Source organism: Synechococcus sp. LTW-R (assembly GCF_014217875.1).
GTDB lineage: Bacteria > Cyanobacteriota > Cyanobacteriia > PCC-6307 > Cyanobiaceae > Vulcanococcus.
In genome coordinates this window covers 2,020,056-2,045,046 of sequence record NZ_CP059060.1, presented here as the reverse complement: position 1 = coordinate 2,045,046, position 24,991 = coordinate 2,020,056, and the positions used below count along the sequence as shown (strand labels likewise).

20 protein-coding genes are annotated in these 24,991 nt (G+C 65.6%); 11 read left to right on the top strand and 9 right to left on the bottom strand.

From position 1 onward, the window contains the following. Positions 1–257: 257 nt before the first annotated feature. Positions 258–1,487, bottom strand: a complete 1,230-nt coding sequence (gene argJ / locus H0O22_RS11315; protein WP_255439306.1) for a bifunctional glutamate N-acetyltransferase/amino-acid acetyltransferase ArgJ — start codon at positions 1,485–1,487, stop codon at positions 258–260. Positions 1,488–1,542: 55 nt separating this feature from the next. Between argJ and coaE the strand changes: the two genes are divergently transcribed. Further along, a complete protein-coding gene (gene coaE / locus H0O22_RS11310; protein ID WP_185186743.1) occupies positions 1,543–2,169 on the top strand; it encodes a dephospho-CoA kinase in 627 nt (208 codons plus the stop codon). A 20-nt stretch (positions 2,170–2,189) separates the two neighbouring features. On the opposite strand, the gene gatB is transcribed toward coaE, so the two are convergent. Next, positions 2,190–3,662, bottom strand: coding sequence for an Asp-tRNA(Asn)/Glu-tRNA(Gln) amidotransferase subunit GatB (gene gatB, locus H0O22_RS11305; RefSeq protein ID WP_185186742.1), 1,473 nt, complete (start codon positions 3,660–3,662; stop codon positions 2,190–2,192). 93 nt (positions 3,663–3,755) lie between these two features. Between gatB and H0O22_RS11300 the strand changes: the two genes are divergently transcribed. Further along, complete coding sequence (locus H0O22_RS11300) at positions 3,756–4,883, top strand: FAD-dependent oxidoreductase (protein ID WP_185186741.1); 1,128 nt, start codon at positions 3,756–3,758, stop codon at positions 4,881–4,883. A gap of 46 nt (positions 4,884–4,929) precedes the next feature. On the opposite strand, the gene ndk is transcribed toward H0O22_RS11300, so the two are convergent. Next, positions 4,930–5,388 (bottom strand): nucleoside-diphosphate kinase, encoded by a 459-nt coding sequence (gene ndk, locus H0O22_RS11295; protein WP_185186740.1) that lies wholly within the window; start codon positions 5,386–5,388, stop codon positions 4,930–4,932. A 115-nt stretch (positions 5,389–5,503) separates the two neighbouring features. Here ndk and speA point away from each other — a divergent pair, with 115 nt between their 5' ends. Further along, positions 5,504–7,438 carry a biosynthetic arginine decarboxylase gene (gene speA, locus H0O22_RS11290; protein ID WP_185186739.1) on the top strand — a complete coding sequence of 645 codons (1,935 nt, stop codon included), beginning with the start codon at positions 5,504–5,506 and terminating at the stop codon, positions 7,436–7,438. A 4-nt stretch (positions 7,439–7,442) separates the two neighbouring features. Here the strand turns inward: speA and H0O22_RS11285 are convergent, their stop codons facing one another. Both H0O22_RS11285 and alaS read right to left on the bottom strand, forming a co-directional pair. Further along, positions 7,443–7,634, bottom strand: coding sequence for a hypothetical protein (locus tag H0O22_RS11285; protein ID WP_185186738.1), 192 nt, complete (start codon positions 7,632–7,634; stop codon positions 7,443–7,445). 91 nt (positions 7,635–7,725) lie between these two features. Beyond that, complete coding sequence (gene alaS, locus H0O22_RS11280) at positions 7,726–10,362, bottom strand: alanine--tRNA ligase (RefSeq protein ID WP_185186737.1); 2,637 nt, start codon at positions 10,360–10,362, stop codon at positions 7,726–7,728. Positions 10,363–10,403: 41 nt separating this feature from the next. Between alaS and H0O22_RS11275 the strand changes: the two genes are divergently transcribed. From H0O22_RS11275 to H0O22_RS11240, 8 genes are all read left to right on the top strand, one after another. After that, a complete protein-coding gene (locus H0O22_RS11275) occupies positions 10,404–10,850 on the top strand; it encodes a hypothetical protein (RefSeq protein WP_185186736.1) in 447 nt (148 codons plus the stop codon). A gap of 18 nt (positions 10,851–10,868) precedes the next feature. Then, the gene (locus tag H0O22_RS11270) at positions 10,869–13,988 is read left to right on the top strand and encodes a DEAD/DEAH box helicase (protein ID WP_185186735.1); all 3,120 of its coding nucleotides are present in this window, start codon (positions 10,869–10,871) and stop codon (positions 13,986–13,988) included. A gap of 4 nt (positions 13,989–13,992) precedes the next feature. Then, positions 13,993–14,886 carry an SWIM zinc finger family protein gene (locus tag H0O22_RS11265; RefSeq protein ID WP_185186734.1) on the top strand — a complete coding sequence of 298 codons (894 nt, stop codon included), beginning with the start codon at positions 13,993–13,995 and terminating at the stop codon, positions 14,884–14,886. Position 14,887: 1 nt separating this feature from the next. Continuing rightward, complete coding sequence (locus H0O22_RS11260; protein ID WP_255439305.1) at positions 14,888–15,382, top strand: MEKHLA domain-containing protein; 495 nt, start codon at positions 14,888–14,890, stop codon at positions 15,380–15,382. 161 nt (positions 15,383–15,543) lie between these two features. Next, positions 15,544–15,939: an Hsp20/alpha crystallin family protein gene (locus tag H0O22_RS11255; protein WP_185186733.1), complete on the top strand. Its 396-nt coding sequence runs from the start codon at positions 15,544–15,546 to the stop codon at positions 15,937–15,939. 143 nt (positions 15,940–16,082) lie between these two features. Beyond that, positions 16,083–17,822: a diflavin flavoprotein gene (locus H0O22_RS11250; RefSeq protein ID WP_185186732.1), complete on the top strand. Its 1,740-nt coding sequence runs from the start codon at positions 16,083–16,085 to the stop codon at positions 17,820–17,822. Then, positions 17,822–19,651: a diflavin flavoprotein gene (locus H0O22_RS11245; RefSeq protein WP_185186731.1), complete on the top strand. Its 1,830-nt coding sequence runs from the start codon at positions 17,822–17,824 to the stop codon at positions 19,649–19,651. The genes H0O22_RS11250 and H0O22_RS11245 overlap by 1 nt, the downstream gene beginning before the upstream one ends. Positions 19,652–19,752: 101 nt before the next feature. Continuing rightward, entirely contained in the window at positions 19,753–19,959 is a 207-nt protein-coding gene (locus H0O22_RS11240; protein ID WP_185186730.1) for a hypothetical protein, read from the top strand. Here H0O22_RS11240 and H0O22_RS11235 read toward each other — a convergent pair. The 4 genes from H0O22_RS11235 to H0O22_RS11220 all read right to left on the bottom strand — a co-directional run bounded on the left by H0O22_RS11235 (position 19,956) and on the right by H0O22_RS11220 (position 24,966). Further along, positions 19,956–20,207, bottom strand: coding sequence for a hypothetical protein (locus H0O22_RS11235; RefSeq protein ID WP_185186729.1), 252 nt, complete (start codon positions 20,205–20,207; stop codon positions 19,956–19,958). The two genes, H0O22_RS11240 and H0O22_RS11235, sit on opposite strands and share 4 nt — an antisense overlap. Positions 20,208–20,323: 116 nt before the next feature. Then, complete coding sequence (gcvP, locus tag H0O22_RS11230) at positions 20,324–23,251, bottom strand: aminomethyl-transferring glycine dehydrogenase (RefSeq protein ID WP_185186728.1); 2,928 nt, start codon at positions 23,249–23,251, stop codon at positions 20,324–20,326. Beyond that, positions 23,251–23,640, bottom strand: coding sequence for a glycine cleavage system protein GcvH (gene gcvH, locus H0O22_RS11225; RefSeq protein ID WP_185186727.1), 390 nt, complete (start codon positions 23,638–23,640; stop codon positions 23,251–23,253). Before gcvH ends, gcvP begins: the two co-directional genes overlap by 1 nt. 27 nt (positions 23,641–23,667) lie before the next feature. Further along, positions 23,668–24,966 carry a methionine gamma-lyase family protein gene (locus tag H0O22_RS11220; protein ID WP_185186726.1) on the bottom strand — a complete coding sequence of 433 codons (1,299 nt, stop codon included), beginning with the start codon at positions 24,964–24,966 and terminating at the stop codon, positions 23,668–23,670. Positions 24,967–24,991 lie beyond the last annotated feature (25 nt).

Here is a 24,991-nt window from a genome sequence, read left to right as displayed (position 1 = left end):
CCCATCGTCATAACTGGGTTTTTCTCTCCTGCGTACCTGACATTGCTGCAGATGCGCACCACGCTGGACAGCGCCGAACAGTCTCAACAACTCGTCACCAGCAGCTTTTAGGTATTTCTACCTACGATTCACGCTTGCGTGAGTTGCGGGTCTGTAGACGTTTTTTTGGTTCTGCCACACGTGAATCAAGGCTGTTACCCAACCGTTACCCAACGACTGCAGCAGCTAAGACTCCTTGCAAATACAGGCATCCTGAGCTACGTAGTGTAGTCGGCGTTGATGCGGACGTACTGATCCGAGAGATCACAGCCCCAAGCAAAGCCGTGACCTGGGCCGTCGCCCACCACAAGGCGGATCTGAACGCGGTCATCCAAGAGGTAGGCGCCGGACGCCCGATCGCGCATGTAGGCCGAGGCCGCCGCACGATCGAAGACCAGGGGTTGACCGGCCTCCATGAGCTGATGCTCCCCCAACCAAAGCGCGACGGCCCCGGGCTGGAACGGAACACCGGCTCGACCTGCCGCTGCCACGATCCGGCCCCAGTTCGGATCGCGGCCGTGGACGGCGGTCTTGACCAAGGAGGACCCACAAACGGTGCGGGCGATGGCCAGGGCGTCCGCCTCACTGGCGGCGCCTTCGACCTGCACTTCCAGGAGACAGGTGGCCCCTTCGCCATCCCGGGCAATGGCCTTGGCCAGGTGCTGCGAGACGGCAGTCACCCCCTCTTCCAGGGCCGCGTAGTGAGCCGGGTCGAGGGCGGAACCGCCTGCAAAGGCCAGATAGGTGTCGTTCGTGCTGGTGTCGCCGTCGACCGTGATCGCATTGAAGGAGCGCTGCACGGCACGGGCGACCATCCCCTGCCAAACCTCCGCGGGAACACCGGCATCACAGCTCAGATAACCGAGCATCGTGGCCATGTTCGGGTGGATCATTCCCGAGCCTTTCGCCATACCGCCGATGCGAACGGTCTGACCACCCAGGTCAGCCTCCAGGGCGATCTGCTTGTCGATCAGGTCCGTGGTGAGGATCGCCTGAGCTGCCGCAGGGCCACCCTCCGACGAGAGGCCTTCCGCCAGCGGGTCGATGGCCTGCAACAAGGTCTCCATCGGGATCGGCACCCCAATGACTCCGGTGGAGCAGATCAAGACCTCTTCAGCGGCAAGCCCAAGGCGATCAGCCACGGCCTGGGTGGCGCGGATGCTGTCAATCAGGCCGCGATCACCCGTGCAGGCGTTGGCCTGACCGGAGTTGGTGAGCACCGCCCGGGCGACGCCCCCACTGGCCTCGAGTCGGTCGGCGCAGAGGTCCACGCAGGCTGCCCGCACCAGCGAGGTCGTGAAGGTCCCCGCACAGACGGCACCCTCAGGGGCCAGCAAGAGCGAGAGGTCCGGCTTGCCCGAGGCCTTCAGTCCGGCGGTCATCCCGGCGGCTTGAAAACCCCGAGGCGCCGTCACGCCACCTGCAATCGATCGCCAGGACTGCGTCACAACTGGTGGGCGACAGGAACTCCTGCGATTCTGAAATGCAGTCAGCCCTGCCTCAATGAGCCGGTCGCCACGTTGGTGCGGAGCGCAACGACGGATCGGCCTGACCGGCGGCATTGCCACGGGCAAAAGCACAGTGGGCCGGCTGCTGGAAGCCGAAGGGCTCCCCGTTCTGGATGCCGACCACTACGCCCGCGAGGTCCTCGCTCCTGGCAGCACGGGTGCCGCAGCCGTGCTGCAGCGCTACGGCGACTCCGTTCGAGCAGATGGCACGGGGCCGGAGTGGCCGACGGTCAATCGCGGGGCCCTCGGCTCGATCGTCTTTTCTGACCCCTCCGAAAAGCGCTGGCTAGAGGAGCTAGTCCATCCGCTGGTGCGCCGGCGTTTTGACCAAGCCCTCACCGAGCTCGTTGCGGAGCCAACGGTGGTGCTGATGATTCCACTGCTCTTCGAAGCCGGCCTCGAAGGACTCTGCAGCGAGATCTGGCTCGTGGACTGTGACGAAGCGCAGCAACTGGAGCGCCTCATGCAGCGCGATGGGCTGAGCGCCGTCGAGGCCGAGGCACGGATGAATGCTCAGTGGCCCTTGGCCAAAAAAAGGCCTTTAAGCGATGTCTTGATCGACAACAGGGTGTCAATCCGCTCGGAGCACTATCTCAAGAAAGGCATTCAGATGATGCTCTGAATGCCCCACAAACGAAGGGACTATCCCTTCAGCTTCTGACTCAAGATCTGGTTGGCGAGTTTGGGATCAGCCTTGCCTCCGGTCTTCTTCATGAGCTGGCCGACAAAGAAGCCCTGAAGCTTGTTCTTACCGCCGCGGAAAGCTTCCACTTCGGCGGGGTGAGCGGCCAGAAGCTCTTCGACAATTGCGGTAATCGCGGCAGGGTCGCTGATCATGCCCAGACCCCGCTCATCGACGATCTTGGCTGGTGAACCACCCTTCTCCAGCAACTCAGGAAGGATTTCCTTGGCGATTTTGCCGCTGATCTTGCCGCCATCGATCAGCTTCACCATCTCCGCCAGCTGTTCCGGGCGGAAAGCCAATTCCGAGTAGCTCAGGCGGTTGGCATTGACGTAGGCAGCAATGTCACCAGTGATCCAGTTCGACACACCTTTGGGATCAGCTCCGGTGGCCACGGCCACCTCGAAGAATTCCGCCATCGGACGCTCGTCCGTCAGCACGCGGGCGTCGTATTGCGAGAGGCCGAGGTTTTCGGCGTAGCGGTGGCGCTTGGCCGCCGGCAGCTCGGGCAACTCAGAGCGCCAACCTTCCTGGAGCTCGGCGCTGACTTCAATCGGTCCCAGGTCAGGATCGGGGAAGTAGCGGTAATCGCTGGCTCCCTCCTTGCTGCGCATGCTCTTGGTGAGCTGCTTGCCCTCATCCCAGAGGCGGGTCTCCTGAACGATCGGTTCGCCCGTTTCGTAGGCCTTGATCTGACGCTGAATCTCGTACTCACAGGCCTTCTGGATGGCCGAGAAGGAGTTCATGTTCTTGATCTCCACCTTCGTGCCAAAGGGCGCATCCGGCCCGCGGCGCACGGAGATGTTGACGTCACAGCGCAGGGAACCCTCCTGCATGTTTCCGTCGCTGACGCCTAAATAGCGCATGATGCGGCGGATCTCTGAGGCGTACTCCGCCGCCTCCCGGCCGGTGCGCAGATCGGGCTTGCTCACAATCTCTGCGAGGGCTACACCAGCGCGGTTGTAGTCCACCAAGGAGTGGGTGGAGCCGGCGAGGCGGTCACTGCCGGCGTGGACCAACTTGCCGGCGTCCTCTTCCATGTGGAGGCGCTCAATCCCAATCTTTTTGAGATAGGTCTCTTTGCCTTTCTCAGCCACTTCGACCTCAATCCAACCGTCCTCGGCGATCGGTTCGTCGTACTGGGAAATTTGGTAGTTCTTGGGCAGGTCCGGATAGAAATATTGCTTGCGATCGAATTTGCTGTGCTCAGCAACATTCAGATTGAGGGCCATGGACGCCTTGACGGCGTACTCCAGCACCTTCTGATTCAGCACCGGAAGGGTGCCCGGCAGACCGCAAACCACCGGATCGATATGGGTGTTGGGATCGTCCCCAAAGGTGGTGGAGGCGCTGGTGAAGATCTTGCTGTTGGTCCCCAGTTGCACATGGGTCTCCAAGCCGATCACTGCTTCCCAGGCGGCCTCAGCAGCCATGTCCCAACTCCGTCAATCGCCTGATCCTATGGAAGGGCCGCTGGTCAGCCCTGCGCATCACCTGAAACACTGGCGGTTCGGGTTGGATCGGCCATGACAGCCGCCCAGGGCAACGGAGTTCTGATCCTCGGTGGCGGCCTCATGGGTCTCGCCCTGGCCCATCAGCTTGCCCGGGCCGGACGCTCCGTTGAGGTGCTCAGCCGCCAACGCAGCGAAGCAGCTGGGTTTGTGGCCGCCGGGATGCTCGCGCCCCATGCCGAAGGGCTCAGCGGTGATCTGCTGCGCCTCGGCCAGGACAGCCTGCGGCGGATCCCCGGCTGGGTCGAGCAGATCGAAGCCGACAGCGGCCTCTCCTGCGGGCTGCGGGACTGCGGGATCGTGGTGCCCTTCGCCTCGGAGACGGAGCGTGACGTCTATCCCACGGCTCCCTGGGGGCAAGCCCTCGATCGCGCTGGCCTCGAGCGTGAAATCCCAGGCATCGGACCAGGCTGGCAGGCCGGACTGCTCTTCCAGCAGGACGGACAAATCGACAACCGCCGCCAACTGATGCGCGCCCTGGAGCGCTCCTGCGTCGACCTGGGTGTCCGCTTCCAGGAGGGCGTTGAAGTCCTCGAGCTGCTCCAGCAGGACCAAATGCTCCAGGGGATCCGCGTCCGCAACGCCGAAGGCGACCTCCAGACCATCGAAGCCCGTGAGGCCGTGCTCTGCTGCGGAGCCTGGAGTGCCGAGCTGCTGCCGGAGCTGCCGATCTATCCGGTGAAAGGGCAGATGCTCTCGCTGCAGGGCCCCAAAGAGGCCCTACCCCGCGTGATCTTCGGCCCGGGCACCTATCTGGTCCCTCGGGAAGACGGCCTGCTGGTGGTCGGAGCCACCAGCGAACGGGATGCCGGATTCACCACCGGGCTGACCCCCTTTGGCCAAAGGCAACTGCAGGCGGGCATCGCGGCTCTCCTCCCTGAGGCCCAACACTGGCCACCGATGGAGCGCTGGTGGGGCTTCAGGCCCTGCACCCCCGACGAAGGCCCCCTGCTGGGGGGCAGCGCGATCTCAGGCCTCTGGCTGGCGGCGGGGCACCACCGCAATGGGGTTCTGCTAGCCGCGGTCACCGCCCAGCTCTTGCGCAAGTGTCTTCTTGGCGAAGAGCTAACGCCGGATGAAGCGCAGCTGCTGGGTGCTTTCAGCTGGAAACGCTTTGCAGAACGCGACCAGCGCGCGGCATAAAAAAACCGGGGGCTTGCGCTCCCCGGTCTCGTTGAAAGGGGAGGGATCAGCCCTCGACGCGCCAGCCCTGATCCGAAGGGGTCCAATCGCTGAGCTCAGAAGCCTGGAACCAGAGGCCGATCTCGAACTGAGCGGTTTCGGGGGCGTCGGAACCGTGAATGACGTTGCGGCCGATGTTCACGGCGAGGTCGCCACGGATGGTGCCGGGCTCAGCTTCCAGGGGCTTGGTGGCGCCGATCAGCTTGCGGGCGCTGGCGATCACGCCGTCGCCTTCCCAAACCATGGCCACGACGGGACCGGAGGTGATGAAGTCCACCAGGCCAGCGAAGAAGGGGCGCTCGCGGTGGACGCCGTAGTGGCTCTCGGCCAGTTCACGGCTGGGGGTGAGCTGCTTGAGGCCCACGAGCTTGAAGCCCTTGCGCTCGAAGCGGCCGAGGATCTCGCCCACCAAACCGCGCTGAACACCATCGGGCTTGATGGCAACAAAGGTGCGCTCGGCAGCCATAACAAAAAACGTCAGATCCGGCCCATCGTCCGTGGCCGCCCTACCGCTTGGCAAGCACACGTGGCGCCCCGGGCACGAGTCCTTAGATTTCCGGCATTGCCCCGCCGCCGGCTCGATGGTCTCCGCTGAAAACGCCAGCTGGAGCGCAGCCGACAGCGCAGCCCTCTACGGCATCGACCGCTGGGGGGATCCTTATTTCTCGGTCAACGCCCGCGGCCACATCAGCGTGCAGCCCAAAGGGGAGCGGGGCGGCAGCCTGGATCTACTGGATCTCGTCCAGGGCCTGGAAGGTCGCAGCCTCGGGCTCCCACTGCTGATCCGCTTCGACGACATCCTCGAAGACCGGCTCGAGCGACTGCACGCCGCCTTTGAGCGCGCCATCGCCCAATACGGCTACTCCGGTCGCTACCAGGGGGTCTTCCCCGTGAAGTGCAACCAGCAACGCCATGTCGTCGAGGAGCTCGTGGCCTGCGGCAAGCGCTGGCACTTCGGTCTAGAGGCCGGCAGCAAAGCAGAACTGCTGATCGCCCTTTCCTTGGTGGATGACCCCGAGGCGCTGCTGATCTGCAACGGCTACAAGGATCAGCGCTACATCGAGACGGCCATCCTCGCCAGACGCCTCGGCCGCCAACCGGTGGTCGTGATCGAGCAAGCCGACGAAGTCGAACGGATCATCCAGGCGAGCCAAGATCTGGGCGCCGCACCCTTTATTGGCATCCGAGCCAAGCTCTCCAGCCGCAGCACCGGACGCTGGGGCAGCTCCGTCGGCGCCAAGGCGAAATTTGGGTTGGCCATCCCCGAACTCCTCGCCACGGTCGAGGCCCTGAAGAAGGCCAACCTGCTCAACGACCTGAAGCTGCTCCACTTCCATGTGGGCAGTCAGATCAATGACATTGCCGTTCTCAAGGACGCCCTGCAGGAAGCCGGGCAGATCTACGTCGAACTGACCAAGCTCGGCGCCCCGATGGGATTCCTGGATGTGGGTGGTGGGCTCGGGGTCGACTACGACGGCAGCCGAACGGCCACATCGGCCTCAACGAACTATTCGCTACAGAACTACGCCAACGACGTCGTCGCGACTGTCCGGGAATGCTGCGAGCCCCACGCTGTTCCCGTTCCCACCCTGGTCAGCGAAAGCGGCCGCGCCATCGCCAGCCACTTTTCAGTGCTGGTGTTCAACGTGCTTGGCCAAAGCACCGTGCCCAGTGACTACCCCGCCGCCGATGGCGAGGAAGCACTCACAGTCCGCAACCTGCGCCAAACCCTCGCGGAGATTGAAGCCGTCGATGGGCAGGGCGATCGCGACCTCTCGAAGCTGCAGGAGACCTGGAACGACGCGCTCAAATTCAAAGACGACGCGCTGAACACCTTCCGCCTGGGCTACCTCAGCCTTCCGGAACGCTCCGTGGCCGAACAGCTCACCTGGGCGTGCGCCCAGGCCATTGCCCAAAAACTGCCGAGCAATGAGGCGATCCCCGAGGAACTGAGCAACCTCAAGGCCGAACTAGCCGCGACGTTCTACGCCAATTTGTCGGTCTTTCGCTCCGCCCCCGACAGCTGGGCGATTGAGCAACTCTTCCCGCTGCTGCCGATTCACCGGCTGAACGAACAGCCCGAGCAGCTCGGGCACTTCGCGGACCTGACCTGCGACTCCGATGGAAAGCTGGCGCGGTTCATCGCCCAGGGCCAAAGCAAACCGCTGCTGGAGCTCCACGGCCTGAAGCCGGGTGAGCCTTACTTGATCGGCCTATTCCTGGGCGGGGCCTATCAGGAGGTGATGGGCAACCTCCACAACCTGTTTGGCGCCACCAACGCGGTCCACATCCGCCTTTCACCAGGCGGCGGCTACCAGGTGGACCATGTCGTGCGGGGAGACACCAACGCCGAAGTCCTCGAAGCGATGGAACACGACCCGGAGGTCCTGCTGGAGCGACTGCGGGTGACGAGTGAGGCTGCCATCCAAAAAGGAAGCCTCAAGATCCAAGAAACCCAGCGCCTAATGGATCACCTGGAGACCAGCCTCAGGCAAACGACTTACCTGCAGAGCTAATCGCTCAGACAGCGCAGCTGGGGTGGGCCATCAGCTCATGGGCCACATCCAGGGGGGTGTCTTGGGGCTCCAGCCAGGTGGAACAGCGCAGGGGCTCCTCCCCATCGCGGCAACCCTCCAGTTGCAGTCGGCTGCCCATCAGCACCAACTGGAAGCTCCAGTGGTGCCGGGCATGAATTTCAAAGGAGCTCGCCATCGGGACTCTCCTGCGGCAGGTCTTGCCTGCAGGATTCCCCTGCTGCCGCTCCCCTGGCAACGCCAGGAGAACGGTTCCGGAGCTGTCTGGATCAGGCCAGGGCCGCGGTCAGCTCACCTTTGGCCTGCTCCAGCGCGGCATCCAGGGCTGCACCATCGCGACCACCGGCCTGCGCCAGGTTCGGCCGCCCGCCACCACCGCCACCGCAGGCCTTGGCCACGGCGCCAATGAACTTGCCAGCCTGCTGGCCCTTGGCGATCACACCTTTGCCGAAGGCGGCCACCAGGATCACCTTGCCCAGATCCGATGGATCCGGCAGGCCACCGAGGACCACGGCGGCTCCATCGCCGAGTTGATCCACAAGCCCCTGGGCGGCGCTCTGCAGGCCACCACCTTCCACGCCATCCAGGCGGCTGATCAGCACCTGGCACTCGCCGACCGCTTCGGCCTGGCTCGCCAGGGCCGCGGATTTCGCCAAGGCCAGTTCCTCGCGCGCAGCGGCCAGCGCCTTCTGGCTCGCCTTCAGCTCGCTCTGCAGGCTGACGACCCGCTCAACGATCTCTGCCGGTTGGGCCTTGAAGCGCTCGCCGAGCTGCTTCACCACCGCGTCGCGCTCATTCAGGTAGGCGAGCACCGCCGCACCCGCCACCGCCTCAATGCGGCGGATGCCCGCGGCCACGCCGCTTTCGCTGACGATCTTGAACAGGCCGATCTCAGCGGTGTTGCTGACGTGGGTGCCGCCACAGAGCTCCATCGACACGCCTGGAACATCGACGACCCGAACCACGTCGGCGTATTTCTCACCGAACATCGCCACGGCGCCGGCGGCCTTGGCCTTCTCGATCGCCATCTCCTGCACCTCGAGGCTGTGGGCCTCGGCGATCCAACCGTTGATCAGGATCTCGATCTGCTCGAGCTCCTCGGCCGTGATCGCCCGGGGGCAATGGAAGTCAAAACGCAGGCGATCGAAATCAACCAGGGAGCCGGCCTGACCGATCCCGGGGTCGACAACCTGCTTGAGGGCCGACTGCAAGAGGTGGGTTGCCGTGTGGTTCGCCTGGGCACGCCGGCGGCAGGCCCGATCCACCTGGCCGTGGACGACATCGCCGACGCTCACGCTGCCGCGCTCCACCCGGCCGCTGTGGACAAAGACGCTGCGGTTCCGGCTCACGGCCTCAATCGCGACGATCAAGCCGTCTCCGCTCAACACCCCGCGGTCGCCGACCTGACCACCGCCTTCGCCGTAGAAGGGCGTGGTGTCGAGGACCAGCTGAACATTGTCACCAGCCTCGGCCCGTTCCGCCGGTTCACCATTGACCACCAGCGCCTGAACGCTGCTGCTGTGGTCCAGCAGCTCATAGCCCTGGAAGCGGGTGGCCTCCAGGTCGGCCGCCATCTGATCGATGGCGTCCTGCAGGGTCAGATCGATGCTCACCGCCGCGGCCTTCGCCCGTTGGCGCTGGGCCTCCATGGCCTGTTCAAAGCCATCCAGGTCGACCGCGAGGCCATGCTCCTCGGCGATCTCCTGGGTCAACTCCAGGGGGAAGCCGTAGGTGTCGTAGAGCTCAAAGGCCTGCTCGCCTGAGATCTGCTTGGGCTTGGCCGCGAGCACATCCGCCAGCAGCTTCTCGCCCCGCTCCAGGGTTTCCAGGAAGCGCGCCTCTTCGCGCTTCAGCTCGCTCAGGATCACCTCCTGGCGCTCGAGCAGCTGGGGATAGGCCGCCTGCATCAGGGCAATCGACGCCTCACCCATCGCCGTCAGGAAGGGCTTGTCGATGCCCAGGAGACGTCCGTGGCGGACCACGCGACGGAGCAGGCGGCGCAAGATGTAACCGCGGCCGAGGTTGCTGGCGGTGACGCCATCACAGATCAACTGGGTCACCGCGCGGCTGTGGTCCCCGATCACCTTCAGCGAGGTCTGGCCCTTGGCGTCGAGCTGCTTGTAGTCGACCCCGGCCAGACCGGCTGCGGTCTCGATCAGCGGATAAATGAGGTCGGTCTCGTAGTTGTTCGGAACCTTTTGCAGGATTTGGGCCATACGCTCGAGGCCCATCCCGGTGTCGATGTTGCGGTTCTCCAGCGGCGTGAGGCTGCCCTCAGCGTCGCGGTTGTACTGCATGAACACCAAGTTGTAAAACTCGATGAAGCGGCTGTCGTCCTCGAGGTCGATGCCCTCATCGCCCAGTTCGGGCTCGAAGTCGTAATAGATCTCCGAGCATGGGCCGCAAGGGCCGGTGGGACCCGAGGCCCAGAAGTTGTCGGCCTCATCCATCCGGATGATCCGCTTGGGGTTCACCCCCACCACGTCGCGCCAGATCTGCTCGGCTTCGTCGTCCTCGCGGAAGACGCTGACCACCAAGTTCTTGGGGCTAATACCAAACACCGTGGTGCTCAGCTCCCAGGCCCACTGGATGGCCTGCTCCTTGAAGTAGTCGCCAAAGGAGAAGTTCCCGAGCATCTCGAAGAACGTGTGGTGTCGCGCCGTGCGCCCCACGTTTTCGATGTCGTTGGTGCGAATGCACTTCTGGCTGCTGGTCGCGCGGGCCGAAGGCCGGGGCTGCTGACCGAGAAACACCGGCTTAAACGGCAGCATCCCGGCAATGGTCAGCAGAACCGTCGGGTCCTCCGGCACCAGGGAGGCGCTGGCCATCGGCTTGTGGCCCCGCTGCTCGTAGAAGTCGAGGAAGGCCGCACGAATCTCAGCACCAGTGCGGGGAGCGGCGGCCATGGCGAAGCAAAACGAGCCTGAACCCGGCATGATCGCGCAGCATGAGCGCCGCCTCCCCCGCCACCGCTGAGCCCAGCCGGGCCGAACTGCGGCTGCGCTCGATCGCCTGGGCCCTGGGGGCTGGCTTCAGCGCCTTGATCTTGGGGCTGCCACTCGGCTTGGAATCGGCCCTGAGGGCTGGCGGCTGCGGCTTTTTCTATGGCCTCCTGGCCTTCCACCTGCAGCGGGTGGACCCCAACGACAGCCACCTGCAGGCGGGCCTCGTCGGAGCGGTCTGCGGCATCCACAGCCTCGGCCTACCGGCGCTTTTGCCCTGGCCGCTCCAGGAACCTTGGCCCCAGACCTTGGCTGAGGTCGCGCCAACTGTGATGATGGGGTTCATTCGTGCTTGGTTGCCGCTGATCGGCGCCGCGCTGGTGTTGCACGGATCGATGGCCCTATCGCGACTTGTCGTGACCCGGGTTGAACCGATCCAGCGGCGCCCCTGAACCCCAGGCCCCGCCTCCATGAGCCTGCTGCATGCCACCTGGCTGCCCGTCGTCCCGGCGGGGAGCTTCGCCAAAGGCAAGGCGCCCACCGCCGGCCTCTTGATCTGGGCGGATACCTGGCGTGTGGCTGAACCCGTCAGCCCACAGGAAGAGGCCCCCTTCCACCCCCTGAGCCTGGATCTGGACGATCTGGCGACCTGGCTCGACGACAACAACTTCTGGTCCGAGGACCTGCGTCAGGCCACCGTCACCCTGACCCTGCCTAGCCGCCAGCAGCAAAGCCGCGGCACCAAGAGCACAGACAGCAGCCGCTGGAGTGGCCTACCGCTGCAATCCGGGGAACCCCTCCCCAAGGACCTGAGCTGGTGGCCCTGGCAGGTGGAGGGTTGGTTCCTCAAACCCGGCCCCGCTGCCGAATGGCTCAATCAATTGCCCCTCTCAGGCGCCTATGAGGCGGGCCTGGGGGATGACCTGCTCTGGTGGTGCCACGTCCAGCGCTGGTGCCTCAGCCTGATCGCCCGGGGCCGCTGGCTGCCGGAGAGCGCGGACGGCAAAGCCAGCTGGCGCCCGCTACTCAACCGGGAAGACGACCGCCGCCGGCTGGAGGAGCTGGCCTCCCAGATGCCCCAGGTGGTGGCCGCCTCCAGCCCCGATCCCCAGTTGGCCTGCGGCCGTCCCCGCTCCAATCGGCTCCTGGTGGCGAGCATCGTCGACAAGCTGGTGGACGGGCAGCTGCGGGAAGCCTTCCAGCCGGGCGCAGCAGGCCTAGACCCCCTGCTGGCGGCCTGGGAAGAGGGCCTCGCCAGCCGCGACGGCAAGCTCAAACTCGACGAGGAAGAACAGGAGCGTCTCTGCGGCGCCAGCAACCACTGGCGCGAGACCGTCGCCGGCAAGGTCGCCCCTGCCCGGGCCTGCCTCGAGCTCTTCACCCCGCCAGAAGGGGAGGAACTCTGGGAGCTGAAATTCGGCCTTCAAGCGGAGGCTGACCCGACCCTGCGGTTGCCGGCCGGCCTGGTCTGGGCCGCGGGCGACAGCACCCTGGCCCTCGGTGAACTGCAACTGGAGCAGCCCGGGGCGCTGCTGCTGGAGGGCCTAGGCCGGGCCCTCTTGGCCTTTGAGCCGCTGGAGCGGGGCCTCGATGCCGCGACTCCCGAGGCGATGCAGCTCACCCCCGCGGAGGCCTTTGTTCTGGTGCGCACCGCCGCGGCCCGTCTGCGGGATGTGGGTGTCGGTGTGGTCCTCCCGGCCAGCCTCTCCGGGGGCCTGGCCAGCCGCCTGGGCTTGGCGATCACGGCCGAGCTGCCCGAGAAATCCCGCGGCTTCACACTCGGCGAAAGCCTGGATTGGCGCTGGGAATTCATGATCGGCGGGGTCACGCTGAACCTGAAGGACCTCGAGAAGCTCTCGGCCAAGCGCAGCCCCCTGGTGCAACACAAAGGCGCCTGGATCGAATTGCGGCCGCTGGACCTCAAGAACGCCGAGAAGTTCTGCTCCTCGGAGCCGCCCTTCAGCCTCGATGACGCCCTGCGCATCACGGGCAACGAGGGCGAGACCCTGGCGCGGCTGCCGGTTCACGCCTTCACCGCCGGGCCCCGCCTGCAGGCGGTCCTCGAGCAGTACCACCAACAGAAGGCCCCCGATCCCCTGCCGGCGCCCCCTGGCTTTGCCGGGCAACTGAGGCCCTACCAGGAGCGCGGCCTGGGCTGGCTGGCCTTCCTGCACCGCTTCGATCAGGGCGCCTGCCTGGCCGACGACATGGGTCTGGGCAAAACGATTCAGCTCTTGGCCTTCCTCCAACACCTCAAGGCCGAAGAGGAGCTCAAGCGCCCCGTGCTGCTCGTGGCCCCCACCTCGGTGCTGACGAACTGGAAGCGGGAAGCCGCGGCCTTTACCCCGGACCTGACGGTCAACGAGCACTACGGCCCCCGCCGCCCCTCCAGCGCGGAAGCCCTCAAAAAAGCACTGAAGGGCGTGGATCTGGTCCTGACCACCTATGGCCTGCTGCAACGGGACAGCGAGCTGCTGGACAAGGTCGACTGGCAGGGGGTCGTAATCGATGAAGCCCAGGCGATCAAAAACCACACCGCCAAGCAGTCCATGGCGGCCCGAGACATGGGACGCCCCGGCAAGGGTCCCCGCTTCCGCATTGCCCTGACCGGCACCCCGGTGGAGAACCGGGTGAGCGAGCTCTGGGCCCTGATGGATTTCCTCAATCCCAAGGTGCTCGGCGATGAGCCGTTCTTCCGCCAGCGCTACCGGATGCCGATCGAGCGCTACGGCGACATGTCATCCCTACGGGACCTGAAGGGCCGCGTGGGCCCCTTCATCCTCCGCCGCCTGAAGACCGACAAGTCGATCATTTCCGACCTGCCCGAAAAGGTGGAACTGAGCGAATGGGTGGGTCTGGCCCCCGAGCAGAAAAAGCTTTACTCCAAGACCGTAGACGAGAGCCTCGATGCGATCGCCCGGGCGTCCCTGGGCCAGAAACACGGTCAGGTGCTGGCCCTGCTCACAAAGCTCAAGCAGATCTGCAACCACCCGGCCCTCGCCCTCAAGCAGGACCCCGCGGACGCGGATGCCAGCTTCTTCAAGGAGTTCGCCGCCCGGAGCGCCAAGGTGCAGCGGCTCGAGGAGATCCTCGAGGAAGTGGTGGAGGCCGGCGATCGGGCCCTGCTCTTCACCCAGTTCGCCGAATGGGGCCACCTCCTCAAGGCCCACCTCGAGCACAAGTGGCGCCAAGAGGTGCCCTTCCTCTACGGCAGCACCAGCAAGACCGAGCGTCAGGCCATGGTCGACCGCTTCCAAGACGACCCCCGCGGCCCGCAACTCTTCCTGCTGTCCCTCAAGGCCGGCGGCGTTGGCCTGAACCTGACCCGCGCCAGTCACGTCTTCCACATCGACCGCTGGTGGAACCCCGCGGTGGAAAACCAGGCCACCGACCGGGCCTACCGCATCGGCCAGCAGAACCGGGTGATGGTCCACAAGTTCATCACCAGCGGCTCCGTCGAAGAGCGCATCGACCGCATGATCAAAGAGAAGTCGAAACTCGCCGAAGACATCGTGGGCTCCGGTGAGGATTGGCTCGGCGGCATGGATGTGAGCCAACTCAAAGAACTCGTCACCCTCAGCGAGGACTAATCCCATGACCCTTTCCTCCAACGGCATCACCACCCAGCTCGGCGATGAGGGCTTGAGCCAGCAGCCCTGGTGGGTTGAGCAGTGGATGGAGCTGATCAACGGCTATCGCTTCAAGAAGCGCTTGGAGCGGGCCTGGGCCTACGCCCGCGAAGGCAATGTCCTCTCGATCCGCTTTGAAGGCCGCCGCGTTCACGCCCGGGTGCAGGGCAGCGGCGAAGACCCTTACAAGGTGAAGCTCTGGCTGGATGTCCTCAACGACGAGGACTGGAACTACGTCCTCGAGGCCCTCGGCCAAAAAGCCCGTTGGTCCGCCCAACTCCTGGCGGGGGTGATGCCGCAGGACATCGAGCGCGCCTTCGCGGCCAGTGGCAAGCGCCTCTTCCCCTTCAAGTTGCAGGAGGTGCGCAGCGAATGCACCTGCCCGGACAAGGTCAACCCCTGCAAGCACGTCAGCGCCGTCTACTACTTGATGGGGGAGCGCTTCAGCGAAGACCCCTTCGTCCTCTTCCAGCTGCGGGGCCGCACCCGCGCCCAGCTGCTCAGCGACCTGGCCGTGAAGCGCAGGGCCCTGCTCGCCAAGAAAGCCAAAGAGGCCAAGGCCAACCCCGATGCAGAGCCGGCGGTCACCCCTCAAGCCAACCCAGCACCGATCTCGATCCGCGAGCCCAAACGCTGGTGGCGCTACGGAGCAGCCCTGGATCCGGGCCTGGTGGTGATCACCCCAGCCATGGAGGGGGACACCGGTTTGGATGAAGCCGGCGCGATCCCCTTGGCAGAAGACGGCCGCTTCCCCGAGGCCGGCAAGCAATTCGTCGAACACCTGAAGGCCCAGGGGGCCAGCTTCGGTTCCACTGCGATGGCCACCGCGATGGCCGCCGGCAGCAACCAGGACGACTGAGGTGCCTCTGAGGGATCGGCGCCACCGCCTGAGGCGGCAACAACTCGAGCAAGCACCCGCCCCTTGGCTCACCCCCGGGAAGCGGCATTTGGCCGAGCGGATCCTCCGCTCCCACACCCAGGCCTTTGGCCGAACCCTGGCCCCATCGGCCCAAGAACTCTTCTCGGCGGATCTCGTCGTGCTGGCCCATGACGGCAGCAGCGACCCCTGCCTGACCTACGCCAACGCCGCGGCCCTTCAACTCTGGGAGCGCCCCTGGGGCGCCATGGTCGGCATGCCCTCGCGCCTGACCGCCGAAGCCCAAGAGCGCCAAAGCCGCTCCCTGGCGCTGCAGCAAGCGTTGCAGCAACAGGCGATCGAGGGCTACAGCGGCATCCGCATCAGCAGCACGGGCCGGCGCTTTCAAATCCACAACGCCCGGCTCTGGTGCCTGAGTGACCCCGATGGACGCCCCTGCGGCCAGGCGGCGGCCTTCAGCGATTGGTGGTGGCTCTGAACAGCGGTTCGGCTCCCACGACAACCCAGGCGTAGCAACCGAACCCGAGGGGTGAGGGCCGTACTGAGAGGGTCGGTTCTCGCTCTCTTAGTTCTCATTCAGCGGGGCCACATTGGCGTTGCGGGCAACACCCCGCCCAGTCAAGTCTTGGAGGAACAGCCATGCTGACCCTGCGCCAATCACCCTTTGATCTGTTCGAACAACTCGAGCAGCAGCTGCACACCGCTGAGCGCGTCCCCGCCGCTGAAGTGCGTGAAACCGAGGCTGGCTTCGCCATCACCTTGGAACTGCCGGGCGTGAAGCGTGACTCGATCGATGTCAAAGCCACCGATCGCACCCTCGTCATCAGCGCCGAGCGCCTCGCCCCCGAGGAGGCCGCCGACGCCCAAGCGCCGCTCCTGAGCGAATTCCGCTACGGCACCTGGAGCCGCAGCTTCCGCTTCCCCTCCGGCATCGACCGGGAGGGCCTCGAGGCCCACTACCGCGACGGGCTGCTGCTGGTCACCGCCCCCAAGGCCCAAACCATGACCACCGTTTCCGTGAAGGTGGAGGGCTAAGCGACCAGAACGATCACACCAACCAGAGAGAGACGGGACCGAGCCCTGGCCAAACGCCAGGGCTTTTTTCTGGCCATGCCAAAGGTCATTAGCCAGCTCCCTGGAGAAGCTCCGTAGAGTTCACCCACCCCCCTGGTGATCCCATGGCTGTCGTTGCCAGCACGCCCCGGCTGAGCCTGCAGTGCGAGGCCATCGCCAGCGACACCACCACGATCCGCTCCCTGGACTGGGACCGCAGCCGCTTCGACATTGAGTTCGGCCTGCGCAACGGCACGACCTACAACAGCTTTCTGGTGCGGGGCGAGCGCACCGCCTTAATCGACACCAGCCACCTCAAGTTCGAAGGGACCTGGCTGGACCTGCTCAAGGAGCAGATCGATCCCAAAGCGATCGACGTCCTGATCGTCAGCCACACCGAACCGGACCACTCCGGCCTGGTGGGTCACGTCATCGACCTCAACCCCGACATTGAAGTCGTGGGCTCCAAGGTCGCGATTCAATTCCTGGAAAACCAGGTGCATCGACCCTTCAAGAGCCGCGCGGTCAAAAGCGGCGATGAACTCGACCTGGGCACCAACCCCGAGAGCGGGATCCAACACCACTTTGAGTTCCTCAGTGCCCCCAACCTGCACTGGCCGGACACCATCTTTTCCTTCGACCACGGCACCGGGATCCTCTACACCTGCGATGCCTTCGGGATGCACTACTGCTCCGAGGACACCTTCGATCTGGACCCCGGCGCCCTGGCTCCGGACTTCCGCTTCTATTACGACTGCCTGATGGGCCCCAACGCCCGCAGTGTCCTCCAGGCGATGAAGCGCATGGATGGCCTCGAGGGCACCATCAACACGATCGCCACCGGCCACGGTCCGCTGCTACGCCACCACCTCAACCTCTGGATGGGGGACTACAAGGACTGGAGCAGCGACCGCAGCAAAGGGGAGGCCTATGCCGCCGTTTGCTACCTCAGCCAATACGGCTTCTGCGACCGCCTCAGCCAGGCCATTGCCAGGGGCATCGGTAAAGCCGAAGCCCAGGTGCAACTCGTGGACCTGCGAGCCACCGACGCCCAGGAACTCAGCGCCTTGATTGGTGAAGCGAGCGCCGTCGTCGTCCCAACCTGGCCCGCCAATCCTGACCCCGAACTCCAGGCCTCCATCGGCACCCTGCTGGCGGCCCTGAAACCCAAACAGTGGATCGGCAGCTACGACGCCTACGGCGGCAACGACGAGCCGATTGACGCGGTCGCCACGCAGCTGCGCAGCATGGGCCAGAAGGAGGCCTTCGAGCCCCTGCGGGTGCGCCAGGTTCCCGATGGCAACGACTACCAGCGCTGCGAAGAAGCCGGCACCGACCTCGGTCAACTCCTCACCCGAGCCAAGACCATCGCGGCCATGAAGTCCCTCGATGGCGATCTCGACAAAGCCCTCGGTCGTCTCTCCGGAGGCCTCTACGTGGTGACCGCCCGTCAGGAGGAGCGCGCCTCCGCGATGGTCGCCAGCTGGGTCAGCCAGGCCAGTTTTGATCCCCCCGGCATCACCGTGGCCGTCGCCAAGGACCGGGCCATCGAAGCCCTGCTGCAGGTGGGCGATCGCTTCGTGCTCAACATCCTGCGGGAGGACAACTACCAGGACCTGATGCGGCACTTCCTCAAGCGCTTCCCGCCGGGGGCGGATCGCTTCGCCGGCGTCAGCACCCTCGAGGGCGTCGCCAATGGCGGCCCAGTCCTCGGCGATGCCCTGGCCTTCCTCGGCTGCCGCGTCAGCCAGCGGATGGAGGGCCCCGACCACTGGATCATCTACGGCGAGGTGGAGCAGGGGAATGTCTCGGACACCGAGGCCCGCACCGCCGTCCACCACCGCAAAGTGGGGAACCATTACTGATGGCCAGCGCCACTGCAGAACGGCAGGTCATCCAGCTGCCGGTTGAACCGGGACTGGTCTGCCTGCGGTGCCTCAGCCCCAAGCGCCTGCGCTTTGAGGTCGAATACGGCCTGGAGCGCGGCACGACGGCCAACAGCTTTCTGTTCCTGCCCAGGAATGGAGAGGGCGAGCAGATCGGCAGCGCCGCCGCGCTCTTGGTCCACCCCCCCGGCGCCTCCTTCGCGGAGCCCTACCTCGAGCAGCTTGCGGCCCTCGTGCCCAGCAGCACCGAGCTGCAGGTGGTCGTCAGCCACGTCAACCCCAACCGAATTGCCCTGCTGCATGAGCTGGCCCGGCGCTGGGACAAGCTGAGGCTGATCGCCTCCAACCCCGGCGCCAAGCTGCTCCAGGACCTCTGGGCCCAGCGCAAACCCACACCCGCCGGCGAAGCGGAACCCCCGGCCCTACCGCCGCTCCCGCCCCTGACCGTGGTGCGGGGCGAAGACAGCATCGAGCGCCCCGACGGCTACACGATCAACCTGCTCTCCGCGCCAACCCCGCGCTGGCCCGGTGCCCTGATGGCCTTCGAGGAGACCACCGGCCTGCTGATGAGCGGCAAGTTCTTCTCGGCCCACCTCTGCAGCCAGGACTGGGCGGAAGCGAACCGCAGCAGCACCGAGGAAGACCGGCGGTACTTCTATGACTGCCTGATGGCGCCGATGGCCCGCCAGGTGGAAGCAGTACTCAACCGCCTCGATGAGCTCTCCATCCGCTGCATCGCCCCCGGCCATGGCCCGGCCATTGCCGAGAGCTGGCGCAGCCTGCTGGTGGACTACCGCCGCTGGGGTGAATCCCAGGAACGCTCCAGCCTCTCGGTGGCCCTGCTCTTCGCCAGCGCCTACGGCAACACCGCCGCCATCGCCGACGCCCTCGCCCAAGGGGTCTCCCGCACCGGCGTGCGGGTCGAGAGCGTCAACTGCGAATTCACCCCCGCCGAAAAACTGCTGGAGACGATCCGCAGTTGCGATGCGCTGCTCATCGGCTCCCCCACCCTGGGGGGCCATGCCCCAACGCCGATCGTCTCGGCCCTGGGCACGGTGCTCGCCGAAGGGGACCGCTCCAAACCCGTTGGCGTCTTCGGCAGCTTCGGCTGGAGCGGTGAGGCGATTGATCTGTTGGAGAGCAAGCTGCGGGACGGCGGCTTCACGTTCGCCTTTGAGCCAATCCGGGTGAAGTTCAGCCCCGATGCCTCCACGATCAAAACCCTCGAGGAAACCGGAACCGGCCTCGGCCGCAGCTTGATCACGGCCCAACGCAAGGCCCAACGCCGCAGCGCCAGTAGCGGCGGCCTCAGCGAAAGCCGCAGCAACCCCGCCGTCCTCGCCCTTGGTCGGGTCATCGGGTCCCTCTGCGTGCTCACCACCCGCAAGGGCAGTGGCGAAAGCCAACTCAGCGGCGCCATGGTCGCCAGCTGGGTCAGCCAGGCGAGCTTTACCCCGCCGGGCCTGACCGTGGCCGTCGCCAAGGACCGGGCCGTGGAAGCCCTGCTGCACGTCGGCGATTCCTTCGCCCTCAACGTGCTGGCCTCCGGCCGTGAGAGCGGACCGATGAAGCAGTTCCTCCAGCCCTTTGCTCCCGGTGCCGACCGCTTCGCGGGCCTGGACCTGGAGGAGAGCCCCGGCGGTCAGCCGATCCTCCCCGACGCCCTGGCCTGGTTGGACTGCAGCGTCAAACAGCGCATGGAGTGCGGCGACCACTGGCTGATCTACGCCCAGGTGGGATCCGGCGCCCTGCTGGATGGCGAAGCCACCACCGCCGTCCACCAGCGCCGTAGCGGTGCCAACTATTGAACGACCTGCAAGATCTCGTGATCTGCAGCGGAAGAAAACCTGAATTCAGGGGAGCTCAGCCCCACAAGGGCTGAAATACATTTCTGACGCCACGCCGATGGATGGGAGCGCTCACCAACCCCAGTCCAACCTCCCAGCGCTGGATTGTTCGCTATCGCGGCTTCGTCTTGATCCCACAGAAGGACCTGTCCTGGATGGTCAGGCCTGAACGCAGCCCGATGAAGCTGCTGCCCTTTCGCGCACCAGCGAGCTCCGTGGAAGACGTCAAAGCCTTAATTGACTGGCGCCTTGGCCAGAACGCCGACTAGGCGGCCTGCGGCGGGGGCGGGGTGGAGCCACCAGCCTGGAACGGCAGCACCACGGTGGCCCAATGATCCGGGCGCGCCGGACGGGCGCGGCGGGGACGGCGAACGCCGAAGGGAACGCGCACCACGTTGGTGCCTTCGACCCGAAGGGTCTGACCGGTCATCGCTGCTTGGTTGAGGCTGCCCTGCAGGGAGGGAAGCTTCACGCCCTGCTGGTCTTCGAGGGTGGTGATTTTGGTCTCGTCGCTCATGGGCCCCCTTGAACTACAGCGATGACTGCAGTTGCAGCAGATATTGGTGGGAAATCAAGGGAACTAGCAGAAAGAAATTCTGCACTTTTCCCTTTGCAAGTGAATTTAAACCCTAATCAAGCCGCCGTTGGCGATGAAACGGCCATTTCCTCAACAGAAGGGCAGGTACAAACCAAGTTGCGGTCACCAAAGGCGTTATCAATGCGGGCCACCGCCGGCCAAAGCTTGCCCTGCTGCGCCTCCTCTCCCTGGGGGTAAGCCGCCTGCTGACGGCTATAGGGACGGTCCCAAACATCCGCCGTCACCGCTGACAACGTATGGGGTGCACGTTTGAGGGGATTGTTCTCAGGATCCATCGCCCCCGACTCAATCGCCGCAGCCTCTGCGCGGATCGCAGCCATCGCGTCGCAGAAGCGCTGCAGCTCGGCCAACCCCTCGCTTTCCGTGGGCTCCACCATCACCGTGCCGGCCACCGGCCAACTCACCGTCGGGGCATGGAAGCCGTAGTCCATCAAGCGCTTGGCAAGGTCATCCACTTCCAAGCCGGCACTGCGCTTCAGCGGCCGTAAATCAAAGATGCATTCGTGGGCCACCCGTCCCGATTGGCCGCGATAGAGGACCGGGAAGTGATCCTCCAGTTGATGAGCCAGCCAGTTGGCGGCCAGCAGGGAGACCGCACTGGCTTGGCGCAGGCCGGCGCCGCCCATCATCCGGATGTACATCCAACTGATCGGAAGAATGCTGGCGCTGCCCCAGGGGGCCGCGCTGATCGGACCGATGGCCTGATCGCCCCCACAAGCCTCCGCGGCGGGATGGCCGGGCAGGAAGGGCACCAGGTGCGAAGCCACGGCGATCGGCCCCACGCCCGGGCCACCACCGCCATGGGGAATACAGAAGGTCTTGTGCAGGTTGAGATGGCACACATCGGCGCCATAGGCACCGGGCTTGGCCAGGCCCACCTGGGCATTGAGGTTGGCGCCATCGAGGTAGACCTGACCGCCGTGCGCATGCACCAACGCGCAGATCTCGCGGATGCCCTCTTCAAACACCCCATGGGTGGAGGGGTAGGTGACCATCAGGGCCGCCAGCTCCTCCCGGTGGGCTTCGACCTTGGCCTGCAGATCAGCCCGATCGATGTTCCCCTGGTCGTCGCAGGCAACGGCCACCACCTTCAAGCCCGCCATCACGGCACTGGCGGGGTTTGTGCCATGGGCACTGGTGGGGATTAAGCACACCCGGCGCTGGGCGTCGCCGCGGCTGCGGTGGTAAGCGCGAATCACCAGCAGTCCGGCGTATTCCCCTTGGGAGCCCGCGTTGGGCTGCAGGGAGACCCCGGCAAAGCCGGTGATGGCCGCCAGCCAGTGCTCAAGGTCTGCCACCAGGCGGCGATACCCCGCGCTCTGGTGCGCTGGCGCGAAGGGATGCAGACCGGCGAACCCCGGCCAACTGACCGGCAGCAGCTCGGCCGCCGCATTCAGCTTCATCGTGCAGCTGCCCAGCGGAATCATCCCGTGGACCAAGGAGAAGTCCTTGGAGACAAGCCGCTGGATGTAGCGAAGCAGCTCGGTCTCGCTGCGGTAGCGGTGGAAGACCGGCTGCTGCAGCCAGGGGCGGCTGCGGCGGGGCACCAGGGTTCCCCAGAGCCGCTCTTCGATCGGCTGCCCCTGGGTCTCCTGCAGCAAGACGTGCTCCAGCTGGGTCAGATCTGGAGCCGTTTGGGGCAGGGCCGCCAGGGCGGAGAGCAGCCGTTGCAGCTCCTCGAGGTCGCTCAGCTCATCGAGGCTGATCGCAAAGCCGTCGGTCTCGGGGCGCAGGTTGAAGCCCGCCGCCGCCGCCCGAGCGATCAATTCCGCTCCATCGGCGCAGCGCACCCGCAGGGTGTCCAAGCCAGGCGTCAGCTCGGCGGGGTGTCCCAGGGTGTCCAGACCGCGGCGCAGCAACTCCCGCAGCAACACCAAGCGGCGGGCGATCGCCGTTAGGCCATCGGGACCGTGGTGCACCGCGTAGAAGCTGGCCATCACCGCCAGCAGAACCTGGGCGGTGCAGATGTTGCTGGTGGCCTTGTCCCGGCGAATGTGCTGCTCGCGGGTCTGCAGGGCCAAGCGCAGCGCCGGATGGCCCTCCGCATCCACCGACTGCCCCACCAGACGCCCCGGGATCTTGCGCTGGTGGGTTGGGGTGGTCGCGAAGAAGGCCGCATGGGGTCCGCCAAAACCCAAGGGAATCCCCAGGCGTTGGGTGCTGCCCACCGCAATCTCGACCCCCAGTTCGGCCACCGGCGCAATCAGCACCTGGGCCATGGGATCGACGGCGGCCGTCACGATCACGCCCGCGTCGCGCGCCGCAGCAATGACGGCCCCGGGGTTCCAGAGGGCACCGGAACTGCCGGGCAACTGCAACAGCAGACCAAAGGCATCACTGAAGGCCTCCGGGCGCTCCAACAGCTCCTGGGGCTTGACCCGCTCCAGGACGAGCTCCAGCGGTTCAGCCCGGGTCTCCAGGACCGCCCAGGTCTGCGGGAAGACCGCTTCATCCACCAGGAAACGGCGGGCCTTGCGGTTGCGGCAGGCCCCCAGGCTCAGGGCCATCGCCTCGGCCGCTGCCGTGGCCTCATCCAGCAGCGAGGCGTTGGCGATTGGCAGGCCCGTGAGCTCGCTAATCAGGGTCTGGAAATTGAGCAGCGCCTCCAGCCGCCCCTGGCTGATCTCCGCTTGATAGGGGGTGTAGGCCGTGTACCAAGCCGGGTTCTCGAAGACATGACGCTGGATCAGCGCCGGGGTAATGCAGCCGTAGTAGCCCAGGCCGATCAGCGAGCGGCGCATCTCATTGGCCGCCGCGATCTGCTGCAGCTCCGTCAGCGCCTGGGCCTCCTGGCAACCCGCGGGTAACCCCTCGAGAGCCTGGGCGGGCTCGAGGCGAATCGCCTCAGGGACCACCTGGCGCACCAGGGACTCCAGATCAGCCAGCCCCAGATCCCGCAGCATCGTCTGCTGCTCGGCCGGGGTCGGACCGATGTGGCGCTGAACAAAGGTGCTCAACTCCATCAGTGGCCGTCGACCTTGGCGCCGTAGCTGGCCGCATCCATCAGCCCATCGACCTGGGCGGGAGCCGACGGTCGGACCAACAGCAACCAACCCTCGCCGTAGGGATCGTTCTGGAGCTCCTCCGGGCTCGCCAGGACCGCTTCATTGCGGGCCTCCACCGTCCCGTCAATCGGGGAGAGCATGTCCTCGACCGCCTTCACCGATTCCACCGAACCGAAGCTCGAGCCCTGGGTCAGGCTGTCGCCCACCTCGGGCAACTCGACAAAAACGATGTCGCCGAGCTGACCGACCGCAAAGGCGCTGATGCCAACGCGCACCAGCTCGCCTTCGGACTTCACGTACTCGTGACTGTCCGAGTAGCGGCAGTCATCGGGATAGTGCAGACCCATGGGCCGCGCCGCAGCAAAAGGTGACGCTCAGTTTGTCGAATTTGCGGGGGTGCGGTTGTTCCCGGGGCCACCCTTGTAATGGGATTCAGCCAAGGCCAACAGGGCCCGCTCCAAGGCGAGCTCCGCGTGGGCCTGGGTTGTGCCGCCCTGGGCGTACAGGACATAGGGCTCCCGCAGGGGACCATCGGCGGAGAACTCGCTGGTGCTGCCGTCAATGAACGTGCCGCCGGCCATCACCAACTCACTGGCGTAACCCGGCATCGGTGCAGGGATCGGATCGAGATAGGAGCCCACGGGTGAGCAGGTCTGGAAGGCGCGGCAGACCGCCTTCAGCGGCTCGGGGGACTCCAGGCGCACCGCCTGGATGACGTCACTGCGGACGCCGCCCACCAGGGGCTTGACCGCATAGCCCAAGCCATCGAACACAGCCGCGGTGAGCTCCGCACAAAGCAGGGCCTCCGTCACCATCTGCGGCGCCAAAAACAGTCCTTGGAAGAGGAGGCGATGGAGGTCAAAGCCCGTACCCCCTTCACTGCCGATCCCCGGGGCGGTCAGCCGGCAGCAGGCCTGCTCCACCAGCTCCTCACGGCCGGCGACATAACCACCGGTGGGGGCAATCGTGCCGCCGAGGTTCTTGATCAAGGAGCCCGCCATCAGGTCCGCCCCCACGGCGGTGGGCTCCTGCAGCTCCACCAACTCGCCGTAGCAGTTGTCGACGAAGACCAAACAACCGGGCTGAATCGCCTTGACCCGCTCCACCAGCCCGCCGATCTGGGCCACGGTCAGTGAAGGGCGCCAGCTGTAGCCGCAGCTGCGCTGGATCAGCACCATGCGGGTGGGCTGGGCCAAGGCCTCCGCGATCCCCGCCTCATCGACGCTGCCATCGGGCAGGAGGTCCAGCTCGTCGTAGGCGACTCCAAATTCCGCCAAGGACCCCTGGCCCTCGCCCCGGATGCCGATCACCTCTTCCAAGGTGTCGTAGGGGCGCCCGGTGAGGGCCAACAGCCGATCACCGGGCCGCAACACGCCATAGAGAGCAGCGGCGATGGCGTGGGTGCCGCTCACGAATTGCAGACGCACCGCCGCGGCCTCCGCCTGCAGAACCCGGGCAAAGACCCGGTCCAGCACCTCCCGACCCAGGTCCCCATGGCCATAGCCACTGACGGAGGCGAAATGGTGCACCCCAAGACGTTCCGCGGCAAAGGCATCCAGAACCCGCTGCAGCCGGGGCTTAATTCCCGCCCGCCGCTGCTCAGCCACCGGAGCCGTGCGGGCAAGGGCGAGCGCCAATTGATCAGCAGCCCAGGCCTGGTGGGAGGAGGTCATGGCGATGCACAGGTGAACCCATGCT